The following is a 12,337-nucleotide window of genomic DNA, read 5'->3' on the forward strand; positions in this document are numbered from 1 at the left end:
CGCTGCTGTTCGGCGGCCGTGCCCTCGGCGGGCGGCCGGCCCTTCAGATCCGGGCCCCGTCGGGCACGCGACCCGGAGCGCCGTCAGGCCCCACGACCGCGTCGCCGGTGGCCACGACGTCAGCACCGAAGCTCCAGTCCCCGCGAACGGTCAGGGTGCTCGCGTCCCGGATCGATGGAACCCCCTGGGCGAAGCGCTCCTCGAAGTCCTTGACGGTCGCGTAGTAGCGCCGGTCGAGGTCGACGGTGCACGCCTCGTCCCCCACCATCGTGAGCAGCCCGTCCTCGCCGACCTCGTACACGTCGGAGCGCACGAGGAGCAGGTCGTTGGTCGTCTTGACCGGCAGGAAGCGGCTGCGCGGGACCTCGATGGCCGTGGCTCCCTCGAAGGCCTCGACGGCGGCGCCCATCGCCGTCTCCATCTGGATGACGGGGGTCGAGCCGCGGTCCGCGGGGTCGACGGTCTTGAGGTTCCTGATGAGGGGCAGCCCGAGGATGCCTCGGCGCTCGGCCAGGGTCCGGCGCAGGACCACGAGATCGAACCAGAGGTTGTTCGTGTGGAAGTAGGGGTGGCGGAACTGGTCGGTGAAGTAGTGCATCTGGTCCTCAGGCGTCTGCGCGGTGTCCCGCAGGATGATCCTGCCGTCGGCCTTGCGCACGGCCAGGTGACCGCCCTTGACGTCGGCGGGGGTCCGCCGGCACATCTCCGGGGCGTAGGGGGCACCCGAGGCGGCGAACCAGCCGGCGATCCGCGCCGAGGGCGCAGCGCCGAGGTTGTCGGAGTTCGAGGTCATGGCGTAGCGGTACCCGCGCTCGATGAGCGCGTCGAGGACACCGGAGGCCACGAGGGCCGTGTAGATGTCCCCGTGACCCGGGGGGCACCACTCGAGCTCGGGGTCCGCCTCCCAGGTCACCGGCGTGAGGTCGTCGGCACGGAGCTTGGGCTCCCGGTTCTGGAGGAAGTCCAGGGGCAGTCCGTCGACGGCGATGTCGGGGTGGGCGGCCAGCGCCTCAAGGGTGTCGTGACGCGTGCGGAAGGAGTTCATGAACACCAGCGGCAGGCTCACCCCGTAGGTCGACCGCGCTGCGCGGACCTGCTCGACGAGCAGGTCCAGGAAGCTCCGACCGTCGCGCACCGGCAGGAGGGACTTCGCCCGGTCCATGCCCATCGAGGTCCCCAGCCCGCCGTTGAGCTTGATGAGCACGGTCCTGGCCAGTGCCTCACGGGCCTGGTCCTCGTCGACCTCGACGTCCTCGATGGACGGGATGTCGGTGAGAGGCTCGATCGTCTCCTCCGGGATGAGCCCGGTCGCACCGTCCTCGAGGGACCTGTAGTAGTGGGTGAAGACCTCGATGGCCTCGGGGGCGACGCCCGCCCGCTCCATCTTGTCCCGGGCTGCGCTCAATCCGTTGTCGCTCATGGCACGAGGCTAACCGACAGTGGGCGCAAATGTCCTGATCTGTTCGTTTCCTGTTCGTTTCTGTTCGACTTCTCGGCGAGTCGCGGACACCCGGGAGTACTGCTCGCTCATTCCCTGTCGCTACTGCTCATCATGTGCGATGATGTCCAGGTAGTTTCCGTTCGCGAGATGGAGCGACCATGACCCCCGCCGACGCTCACGATTCGCAGGCCACCAACGAGGTACTGGCCCGCCTCGACCTCCTTGAACGCAAGATCGACTGGATCGCCCAGAGGGTCGCGTCGGGCGCGTTGCCCTCCAAGCCACCCGCAGGATCCTCCGCGGCGCGGCCCAGCCCTGTCCCAGACGGTCAGGAGGCTGCGAGCCGTGCCGCCGCAGAGCTCCCGGAACCGACGAGCACTGCCGGTCCGAAGAAGGCCTGGGCGCCGGTCGTCAGCCCGGCAGACGGTGCTCCTGTTGCCGGCGCCCGTCCGTCCCCGACGCAACCACCGGCGACACGAGCCGCGGCACAGCCCAAGCAGCCCACCCAGCCCAAGCAGCCAGTCCAACCCACCCAGCCCAAGCAGCCAGTCCAACCCAAGCAGCCAGTCCAGCCCAAGCAACCCACCCAGCCCACGCAACCCACCCAGCCCAAGCAACCCGTCCAACCCAAGCAGCCAGTCCAGCCCAAGCAGCCAGTCCAGCCCAAGCAGCCAGTCCAGCCCAAGCAGCCAGTCCAGCCCACGCAACCCGCCCCGCGCTGGACCGTGGACGGCGGCCTCGGACGGTTCCTCCTGTCGGGGGCGGCCGCGCTCCTCGTCGTCCTCGCCGGGGTCAGCCTCATCGCCCTCGTCTGGGACTCGATCCCCGACGTCGTCAAGATCGGCACGCTGGGCGTGATCGCGCTGCTCCTCGTCGCAGGGGGCGCCTGGCTCCCCAGGTCTCGGCCCTCCCAGCGCATCGCGGCGGCGACACTGACCGGCACCGGCGGCACCCTGGGCTACGTGGCCATCATCGGCGCCGTGCTGCTCGACGGCCTCCTGCCGGTCGCACCGGCATTCGTCCTCATGGCGGTCTGGGCGGCCGCCCTCCTGGTCCTGTCACGGGTCACTGAGCAGTTCTTCACCGCGATCATCTCCACCATCGGGGCGCTGGTCACAGTCGGCTTCGCCGCGTGGCAGGCCCAGGACCCTGCGCAGGCCCCGAGCACCTGGTCGCTCACCTGCGCCTACGCGGCCGCCCTGGCCGCCATCGCCGCGGCCCTGAGCCGTCCGAGCAAGGCGGTGCCCCTGGCGCCGTGGTACCCGGTCACCTCGATGGTCGTCACGGGCATGACCGTCCTCGCCTCGCCGGTCGACGCGCTGGCCGAGAGCTCGATCTACCTGGCTGCTGGCCTCGTGCTCGGTCTCGACCTGCTTCTGGTCATCCAGCTGCTCCACTCCAGCCGGGGCCTGTGGGCGGCAGGGTTCCGGTCGTGGGCCGGAGGGGACTGGGCGGCCGTCTGCACCGTCCTCGTTATGACGATGCTCCTCCTTATCGACATCGCCGAGCGTGGCGAAGGCGCGTCCGTCCCCGTAGCCGCCGCAGGGTACCTGGCCCTGAGCGCGGTCGCGCCGATCACCTTCCTGGTCTCCCCCGGGCCACGCGGGTGGCGCCGTCGCACCGCCCCCATAGCTCTTGGCGCAGCCGCTGTCCTGGGCCTCATCGCCGTTTTCGTCGAGCTCGGCCTGTTCACGGTGTTCGTCATCGTCCTTGCGCTGGCTGCGGTTCCCGCGGTCCTCGAGGGGCACCTCGTGGTGATCCCGATGACGACCGTGGCCGGGACGGCCGCCCTCGTGACCGCGGCGGGCGACACGGCGCAGGTCCTCGGCGGCCTCGTCGGCCTGGCGGTCCTCATCGCGGCGGTCGTCGGCCTCGAGTCGGTTGTCCCCCCCTCGTGCCGCACGGGCAACGGCGACGTCCTGCGCGTGTCCGCCTGGCTGGTCGCCGCCGACCTCGTCGTCGTCCCACCGCTGCTCCTGAGCGTCCTGGTCCCACCGAGCAACAGCGTGGCGCTGCACGCGACGGCCACAGGGACCCTCGTCCTGGTCGTGCTCCTCCTCGGGGTGCTCGACCCGAACCTGACACCCCGTCGCTTCCTGAGCGGTCAGGTCGCCTGGCGCCTGCCCGCCCCGAGCCCCGAGCGCCCCGACACGGAGCTGACGAGGGCCACCCTGGGGTGGGCGCTGGCCGGCGTGACCTCCCTGTACCTCATGGCCAGCGCTGAGATCACGTCGTCCCTCCCCTGGACTGCCCTGCTGACCGTCATCGCACTGGCCCTGGGCGTCCTGGCCTCCAGGTTCCTCGTCCCCTGGGTCCGCCAGCCCCAGGAGGCGATCATGATCGCGGGCCTCATGAGCGTTCTCACCTGGTGGTCAGTCATCGCCCTGTCCGGCCAGGACCTCGGATCGGTCCTCATGACGGTGCTCGTGCTGGGCACCGGGGCGCTGTGCATCGTCATCGGCTTCCGGCTCCGGGCCATCACCCTGCGTCACTACGGGCTCACGCTCGTCATGATCGCGGTCCTCAAGCTCGCGGTGCTCGACATCAGCTCCCAGAACTCGATCACCCGCGTCCTGGCCCTGGCGGTCGCCGGCATCGTGTGCTTCCTGCTGTCACTGGCCTACAACAAGGCCGCGGCCGACTCCACCACCCCGAAGGCGCAGGCCGGGCACGCTCCGCTCAGCGGTGGTGCGAGGGCGGACGGAGGCGCAGCGGTGCCAGCCACCCACCCGGGACACGGCGTGCCGGCGAGCCCCGACGGCGTTGAGGAGGCACCGGCCGCCGACGGCCACGTCGCCCCGAGCGAGACTCCCAGCACCCCGCAGACCGGGGCCTCGCGCTTCGCCCCGCCTTCGGATCCCGGCTGAGCAGGCACCGGAGCGCGCCGTCCGCTGGCCTCCGATGCCGTCCGGCCAGGCTCGCTGGGCAGACGCAGGCGCCGTGGCGCTGTCACCTGCGCGGCCTGCCCCGGAGCCTGCCGTGCCCCGGGGGTCCGTCAGGGGCGGTCGAGCACCTGAGCGAGGAACCTGCCGGTGTGCGACTGCGGGACCTGAGCGACCTGCTCAGGGGTACCGGTGGCCACGACGGTCCCGCCCGCCTGCCCGCCCTCGGGCCCCATGTCGATGACCCAGTCGGCGTTGGCGATGACATCAAGGTTGTGCTCGATGACGACGACCGAGTTGCCCTTGTCGACCAGTCCCTGAAGAACCGACAGGAGCTTGCGGATGTCCTCGAAGTGCAGGCCGGTCGTCGGCTCGTCCAGGACGTAGATCGTCCGGCCGGTGGAGCGGCGCTGGAGCTCGGTAGCGAGCTTGACCCGCTGCGCCTCGCCGCCCGAGAGGGTCGTGGCCGACTGGCCCAGGCGGACGTAGCCCAGTCCGACCTCGACGAGGGTGTTGAGGTGGCGGGAGATGACGGGCGTGGCTGAGAAGAACTCCGCCGCCTGGCTGATCGTCATGTCCAGGACATCGGCCACCGTCTTGTCCTTGTAGCGGATCTCCAGGGTCTCGCGGTTGTAGCGAGCACCCTCGCAGACCTCGCAGGGCACGTAGACGTCGGGAAGGAAGTTCATCTCGATCCGCAGGGTCCCGTCACCCTTGCACGCCTCGCAGCGGCCTCCCTTGACGTTGAAGGAGAAGCGGCCGGGGGTGTAGCCGCGCACCTTGGACTCGGGCACGGCGGCGAAGATCTTGCGGATGTGGTCCCACACCCCGGTGTAGGTCGCGGGGTTGGAACGCGGCGTGCGGCCGATCGGCGACTGGTCGACGTGGACGACCTTGTCGAGGTTGTCCAGACCTCGCACCGTCCGGTGCCGACCGGGAACGGCCCGGGCGCGGTTGAGGCGGTTGGCGAGCACCCGGTAGAGGATCGCGTTGACCAGGGAGGACTTCCCCGACCCCGAGACCCCGGTCACCGCGGTGAGCACCCCCAGGGGGAAGCTGACTGTCACGTCGCGCAGGTTGTTCTCCCTGGCGCCCACGACGGTCAGCTCCCTGCCCTTGTCCCGGAGGCGGCGCACCGCGGGGATCTCGATGCGCCGTCGGCCCGCGAGGTAGTCGCCGGTCACAGAGGCCGGGGTCCGGACCAGCCCGGCCAGGTCGCCGGAGTACACGACCTGACCACCCTTCTCCCCCGCGCCCGGGCCGATGTCGACGACCCAGTCCGAGGCGCGGATCGTGTCCTCGTCGTGCTCGACGACGATGAGGGTGTTGCCCAGGTCGCGCAGGCGCTCAAGGGTCTCGATGAGCCTCATGTTGTCCCGCTGGTGCAGCCCGATGCTCGGCTCGTCCAGGACGTAGAGCACGCCGACCAGCCCGGAGCCGATCTGCGTGGCCAGCCGGATGCGCTGCGCCTCACCACCGGACAGGGTCGCGGCGCCGCGCGACAGGCTGAGGTAGTCCAGGCCGACGTCGACGAGGAAGCCCAGGCGGGTGTTGATCTCCGTCAGGACGCTCGCCGCGATCCGGCGGGCCTGCCCGCTCAGCTCGAGCCCGGCCAGGAGGTCACGGGCCTGGGCGATCGACAGGTCGCACAGCTGGGCGATCGACAGGTCGCCGACCCTGACCGCCAGGACCTCGGGCTTGAGCCGCGTGCCCTGGCAGGTCGGGCACGGGACCTCGCGCATGTAGGCCTCGTAGCGCTCCCTCGACCAGTCGGACTCGGTCTCGGAGTGCTTGCGCATGACGTAGTCGAGCACGCCCTCGAAACCCGAGGAGTAGGTGCGCTCCCGTCCCCATCGGTTGCGGTACTTGACGCGCACCTCGTAGTCCTTGCCGCGCAGGATCGCGTCCTTGGCCCGCTGCGGCAGGGCCTGCCAGGGGGTGTCGACGTCGAAGGCGAGCTCCTCGCCCAGGGCGGCCAGCTGGCGGGTGAAGTAGGACTGGTGGCTCGCCCAGGGGGCGATGGCCCCCTCAGCCAGGGTCAGCTCCTCGTCCGGGACGACGAGCTCGGGGTCGACCTCGAGGCGGGTACCCAGGCCGGTGCATGCCGGGCAGGCCCCGTAGGGCGCGTTGAAGGAGAAGGTCCGGGGCTCGACCTCGTCGAGGGACAGGGGGTGCTCGTTCGGGCAGGCCCGCCGCTCGGAGTAGCGGTGCTCCCTGTCCGGGTCGTCGGGGTCTCGGTCGACGAGGTCGACGATGACGAGCCCGTCGGCCAGACCGAGGGCCGTCTCCACCGAGTCGGTCAGGCGCTGCCGGATCCCCTCGCGCACGACGAGCCGGTCGACGACCACCTCGATGTCGTGCTTGAGCTTCTTGGACAGCTCGGGCACCTCGCCCAGGCGGTGGGTCTCGCCGTCGACCCTCACCCTCGAGAAGCCGCGGGACTGCAGCTCGGTGAACAGCTCGGAGTACTCGCCCTTGCGCCCGCGGACCACCGGCGCGAGCACCTGGAAGCGCGCGCCCTCGTCCATCGACCGGACGCGGTCGACGATCTGCTGGGGGGTCTGGGAGGAGATGACCGCGTCGCACACGGGGCAGTGCTGGACGCCGGCGCGGGCGTAGAGCAGGCGAAGGTAGTCGTAGACCTCGGTGACCGTTCCCACCGTCGATCGCGGGTTGCGCGAGGTCGACTTCTGGTCGATCGACACCGCGGGGCTCAGCCCCTCGATGAAGTCGACGTCGGGCTTGTCCATCTGCCCCAGGAACTGCCGGGCGTAGGACGACAGGGACTCGACGTAGCGGCGCTGGCCCTCGGCGAAGACGGTGTCGAAGGCCAGGGAGGACTTGCCCGATCCCGACAGCCCGGTGAAGACGATCATCGCGTCGCGCGGCAGGTCGAGGTCGATCCCCTTGAGGTTGTGCTCCCGGGCGCCGCGGATGATGAGTGAGTCGTTCACAGGGCACGAGTCTAGGTGCGCAACGGGCGCCTTCAAACACCTGTTCGACCCGTGCCGGCGAGGCGTTGACCACTTCGGTCGGCCCGAGGCTCCCCGCGCTCCCGTAGGCTGGCTCCATGAGCACGATCTACGCCGTGGAGTACCACTACGTCACCGACCGGGACGAGGACCTCGACCGGCTGCGCCCCTCCCACCGGGCATTCAACGCCGACCTGGCCGACCGCGGCCACCTCCTGGCGGCCGGACCGTACGTGGGGACCCACGACGCCCTCATCATCGTGCGCGCCCAGGACGAGGCAGGCGCGCTGGCCCTCCTGGAGGACGACCCCTTCCTCGAGGCGGGTCTCATCGCCGAGCGCCTGCCCCGGCAGTGGAACCCGGTCATCGGGGTCCTCAGCCCCGCCTCCTAGGCGGCCGGCTCCGCTCACATCGGTCGTTCGCACCATGAACCGTGGCCACGCGAGGCTGCACGAGTGGGGCCTGGACGCCGCCCGCGTCCAGCCCACTGACCGCGTGCTCGACATCGGCTGCGGTGGCGGCAGGGCGATCTCCCGGATCCTGCTCCTGACGCGGCGGGAGGTGGCCGGCGTGGACCACTCGGCCACCGCCGTCCAGACCACCCTGAGGGTCAACCGCGCCGCGGCGCGCTCCGGACGCCTGCGTGCCGTGGAGGGATCAGCTGAGTCACTGCCCTTCCGCGACTCCTTCTTCGACGTCGTCACGGCCTTCGAGACCGTCTACTTCTGGCCCGGCCTGCCGGCTGCCCTGGCCGAGGCCTGTCGACGCACTCATCATCGTGCGCGCCCAGGACTAGGCCGGGACGCTGACGCTCCTGGAGGGCGACCCCTTCCTCGAGGCGGGTCTCATCTCAGAGCGCCTGCCCCGGCAGTGGAACCCGGTCATCGGGGTCCTCAGCCCCGCCTCCTCGACAGCGTCTCCTGCGCCGTCTCCTGCGCCGCGCCCGAGTCCGGGACCGACCTGGTTCAGCGCCCCGACGGCCCCACGACAGGAGCGTGACAGCCCGCTCCGATCAAGGCGGCATGAAAGTGTCACTGTGGACCACAACTGGCCGTGTCGGCGGGCGCATCAGTCAGCACGAATCGCGGGATCACGCCGATCGTCCCTCCATCGGCGAAACGGCTGGAACTCAATTGTGGTCCACAGTGACACTTTCCGCGGAGTGGTACGCGACGATCGTCGGGGGCCCGAGGGCCGTGCCGGGTACTCGTGCCGGTCCGCCCGGATCCGCGAAGCCCTGTGGTCGGCCGCGGGGGCGTCTCAGGCCCGGTCTGCGGGGCGGAGACGCTCACGCAGGAGGTGGACGGCCTCGATCCCGCCGACGGCGCAGCCGGCCACGACGGCGATCACCCACCAGACCCCCGGCGTGGGCCAGGCCAGAAGGAAGAAGGAGCGCACCGCCGGGACGAGGATCCCGAGCACCGCGGCCCCCGCCATGGCCAGGACGAGCCCGAGGCGCCAGCCCAGCAGGGGGCGTGCCGTCAGGGTGAGCAGCCACAGGCCCGAGACCACGAGGACGAGGGTTGCACCGGTGGTCACCTGCGCCTCCGGGGCGCCGGTGGCTGTCAGCCAGAGGTGCACGACGAGGGTCGCCACCCCCGCGACGACCCCCGCGGGCACCGCCATGGTGAGCACACGCCCCAGGAAGCCCGCACGGTAACGGCGACTGCTGGGTGCCAGGGCCAGGATGAACGCGGGGATCCCGATGGTCAGGGAGGACACGATCGTCAGCTGGCGCGGCAGGAAGGGGTAGGACATCGCGGTGACCGCCACGACGACGGCGATGAGCGAGGCGTAGACGGTCTTGGCCAGGAACAGGGAGGCGATGCGCTCGGTGTTGGCCATGACCCGCCGTCCCTGGGCCACGACTCCGGGAAGCGCGGAGAACTCCCCGCTGAGCAGCACCAGCCGCGCCACCGCCTTCGTGGCCGGGGCGCCGTTGCCCATGGCGATGCCGAGGTCGGCCTCCTTGAGCGCTAGGGCGTCGTTGACCCCGTCACCGGTCATGGCCACGACGTGACCGCGGGCGCGCAGGGCACGCACGAGAGCACGCTTCTGCTCGGGGGTGACCCGCCCCAGGACGCTGGCCTCCTCCAGTGCCCGGGCCAGGCGCTCACGGTCCTCAGGGGTGTCGGCCTGGGTCGGCAGCTCGCGCGCGTCCAGGGCGACCAGCTCACCGCCGTCGGGCGCGCGCACACCTGCCTGGCGCGCCACGGTGGCCACCGTGGCCGGGTTGTCCCCGGAGATGACCTTGGCCTCCACGCCCTGCTCACGGAAGTAGGCCAGCGTCCGGGCGGCGTCCGGCCGCACGTCCTCGGCGAGCGTGATGAGGGCCGCCGGCTCCAGGGCGGGAGGCAGGGCGTAGTCCTGCCCGCCCTGTGACGCGCCCTCGCCAGCACCGTCCGGGCCTCCGGCGCCCGGCTCGTCGTCGGTGCGATGGGCGTCGGGGCCGCCCTGCCAGGGATCGGCGGAGGAGGCGAGCGCGAGCACCCGCACCCCCTGGGCGGCCAGGCCCTGGACACGGACGAGGGCGTCCTGGCCGTCACGAGCCTGGCCGAGCACGATCTCCGGGGCGCCCAGCACCCAGGTGCGGCCCTCGTAGCGCACGGCGGACCACTTGCGGCGCGAGGAGAAGGGCACGGCGCTCACGCCCTGCACGGGCACCGCCGGTCCGTCGTCCTGCCCCGGCCCACCGGGGCCGGCGAGCTCGCTCAGGCCCTCAGCGATGGCGCGAGCCGTCGGGTTGGGGTCCGGCCCCCCGGTGAGCACCGTGAGGGCGGTCAGGGAGCCGGGGGCGAGCGGGCCGTCCTCGGGGCCGGTGGCCGCCTGGACCCGCCCCAGCCGGATGCGGCCGGTGGTGATCGTGCCGGTCTTGTCCAGGCACAGCACGTCGACACGGGCCAGCACCTCGACCGCGGGCAGCTCCTGGACCAGGACCCGCCTGCGCGCCAGGCTCAGTGCCGCCGTCGCGAAGTTGACGGAGGTGAGCAGCACGAGGCCCTGAGGGACCATGCCCACGACCCCGGCGATGCCCGCCACGAGGGCGACGCGCCACGCGCCGGTGCCCAGGGCGTGCTCGACGCCCCCGGCCTGACGCAGCTGGGACCACACGAGGAGCAGCGCGACGGGCACGATGACCCAGGAGATCCACCGCAGCACACGGTTCGTGCCCGCCTGGAGCTCGGAGACCACGAGGGAGTACCTGCGGGCCTCGCGGGCCAGACGGTGGGCGTAGGCCTCACCGCCCACGGCGGTGGTGCGGAACAGGCCGCTGCCGGCGGTCACCGTGGTCCCCGACATGACAAGGTCCCCGCGACCGGGCCTGACCGGCCGGGACTCGCCGGTGAGGATCGACTCGTCGATCTCCAGGCCGTCACTGACGAGCACCTCACCGTCGGCGGGGACCTGCTGGCCGGTGCTCAGGCGCACGACGTCGTCGAGCACCACCTGCCCGACGCTCACCTCGTGCTCCTGGCCGTCGCGCAGGACGACGGCGTGGGGCGTCTCCAGGACCGCGAGCCGGTCGAGCGCCCGCTTGGCCCGGACCTCGGCGATGGTGCCGGTGGCGGTGTTGAGCAGCAGGACGAAGCCGAAGAGCGCGTCCGGCCAGTGCCCGAAGACGAGGATGAGGACCAGGGCGGTGCCCAGGATGCCGTTGAAGATCGTCAGGACGTTGGCGCGCAGGATCTGTGCGGCGCTGCGGGAGGTCCTCTCCTCGTAGGCGTTGGTCAGGCCCTGCCTGACGCGCTCGTCAACCTGTGCAGCACTCAGCCCGACCGGGGCCTGCTCGATGGTGGTCACGACCGGGAGACTACTGGCATCGTCGTGGCGGCGGCCTCCGCCTCCGGGGCGAGGCCTCAGGCCGCGTTCTCCTCCTCACGGGCGTCGGAACGCGACTTGAGGACCGATGCGACGACGGTGATGACAATGGTGACGACGATGAAGCCCAGGGAGACCTGGATCGAGGGCTCGGGGATGAGGTCCCAGTGCTCCCCGCCGTTGATGAAGGGCACCTCGTTCTCGTGCAGCGCGTGGTTGATGAGCTTGAGGCCGATGAAGCCCAGGATCGCGGCCAGGCCGTAGTGGAGGTAGATGAGGCGGTCGAGCAGGCCGTCGATGAGGAAGTAGAGCTGGCGCAGGCCCAGGAGGGAGAAGGCGTTGGCGGCGAAGACGAGGTAGGGCTCGCGGGTCAGGGAGTAGATGGCGGGGATGGAGTCGACGGCGAACATGACGTCCGCGGTGCCGATGGCGATGATGCACAGGAGCATCGGGGTCATCATCGTGCGACCGGCGTGCCGGTGGATGAGCTTGCCGCCCACGAAGCCGTCGGTGATCGGCACGACGCGGGAGATGAAGCGCACGAAGCGACTTGGCTCGTACTCCAGCTCGTGGTCACTGGGCTCCTCGACGCCCTCACGCGCCTGGGAGAAGGCGGTCCACAGCAGCCAGGCCCCGAAGAAGTAGAACACCCAGGAGAAGTTCTCGATGAGGGCCGCACCGGCCAGGATGAAGACGAGGCGCAGGACCAGGGCGATGATGATGCCCGCCAGGAGCACCTCCTGCTGGTACTTCCTGGGCACGCGGAAGGCCGAGATCATGATGACGAAGACGAAGAGGTTGTCGACGCTCAGCGCCTTCTCGGTGATGTACCCCGCGAAGTACTCCTGGCCGTAGACGTGGCCCCACACCTGCCAGACGATGACGCCGAAGACGACCGCCATCGCGATGTAGGCCACCGACCACCAGGCGGCCTCCTTGAGGGTCGGCTCGTGCGGGGTGCGCACGTGGCCCACGATGTCGATGGTGATCATGGTGAGGATGATCGCGGCCAAGGCGATCCATCCCAGGGCGTGGACGTCCACTCCGTGTACCTCCGGTACGGGTCGGGTACCGGAGGTCTCCTCCCGCCCTCAGTGCCCGGCTGAAGCCGGGGCCGGGGCCTGCGACGCCGGGGGCCGGGCCGTGGCCGCGGTCCGCCGTGATGACGACGTCGCTGTTGGTGGGAGTACTCCCCTCCGTTGTCTGATGACAGCGTGAGTCTA

The 12,337-nt window shown here is 70.9% G+C and carries 6 protein-coding genes and 2 pseudogenes; 4 read left to right on the forward strand and 4 right to left on the reverse strand.

Features of this window, described 5'->3' with window-relative positions; translation table 11 throughout:
• Positions 1–43: 43 nt before the first annotated feature.
• Positions 44–1,420 carry a UTP--glucose-1-phosphate uridylyltransferase gene (locus EL245_RS02150; RefSeq protein ID WP_126381646.1) on the reverse strand — a complete coding sequence of 459 codons (1,377 nt, stop codon included), beginning with the start codon at positions 1,418–1,420 and terminating at the stop codon, positions 44–46.
• A gap of 746 nt (positions 1,421–2,166) precedes the next feature.
• On the opposite strand from EL245_RS02150, the gene EL245_RS02160 reads away from it, so the two are divergent.
• On the forward strand, positions 2,167–4,308 hold the full coding sequence (locus tag EL245_RS02160; RefSeq protein ID WP_126381651.1) for a DUF2339 domain-containing protein: 2,142 nt from the start codon (positions 2,167–2,169) through the stop codon (positions 4,306–4,308).
• Between the two features lie 128 nt (positions 4,309–4,436).
• On the opposite strand, the gene uvrA is transcribed toward EL245_RS02160, so the two are convergent.
• Positions 4,437–7,277, reverse strand: coding sequence for an excinuclease ABC subunit UvrA (uvrA, locus tag EL245_RS02165; RefSeq protein WP_126381653.1), 2,841 nt, complete (start codon positions 7,275–7,277; stop codon positions 4,437–4,439).
• A 116-nt stretch (positions 7,278–7,393) separates the two neighbouring features.
• Between uvrA and EL245_RS02170 the strand changes: the two genes are divergently transcribed.
• The 3 genes and pseudogenes from EL245_RS02170 to EL245_RS14075 all read left to right on the forward strand — a co-directional run.
• Positions 7,394–7,687 carry a YciI family protein gene (locus EL245_RS02170; RefSeq protein ID WP_126381655.1) on the forward strand — a complete coding sequence of 98 codons (294 nt, stop codon included), beginning with the start codon at positions 7,394–7,396 and terminating at the stop codon, positions 7,685–7,687.
• Positions 7,688–7,721: 34 nt separating this feature from the next.
• Positions 7,722–8,012: pseudogene (locus tag EL245_RS13525) on the forward strand (class I SAM-dependent methyltransferase); the annotation flags it as partial.
• A gap of 43 nt (positions 8,013–8,055) precedes the next feature.
• Positions 8,056–8,193, forward strand: a pseudogene (locus tag EL245_RS14075) (YciI family protein); the annotation flags it as partial.
• Between the two features lie 362 nt (positions 8,194–8,555).
• Here EL245_RS14075 and EL245_RS02180 read toward each other — a convergent pair.
• A complete protein-coding gene (locus EL245_RS02180; protein ID WP_126381659.1) occupies positions 8,556–11,096 on the reverse strand; it encodes a cation-translocating P-type ATPase in 2,541 nt (846 codons plus the stop codon).
• Positions 11,097–11,152: 56 nt separating this feature from the next.
• Positions 11,153–12,157 carry a TerC family protein gene (locus EL245_RS02185; RefSeq protein WP_126381661.1) on the reverse strand — a complete coding sequence of 335 codons (1,005 nt, stop codon included), beginning with the start codon at positions 12,155–12,157 and terminating at the stop codon, positions 11,153–11,155.
• Between the last annotated feature and the right edge of the window lie 180 nt (positions 12,158–12,337).

This window comes from Actinomyces howellii, from assembly GCF_900637165.1.
GTDB lineage: Bacteria > Actinomycetota > Actinomycetes > Actinomycetales > Actinomycetaceae > Actinomyces > Actinomyces howellii.

Coding starts and splice junctions, on each gene's coding strand:
- EL245_RS02150 (WP_126381646.1), bottom strand. CDS start 1,420: ATGAGCGACAACGGATTGAGCGCAGCCCGGGACAAGATGGAGCGGGCG.
- EL245_RS02170 (WP_126381655.1), top strand. CDS start 7,394: ATGAGCACGATCTACGCCGTGGAGTACCACTACGTCACCGACCGGGAC.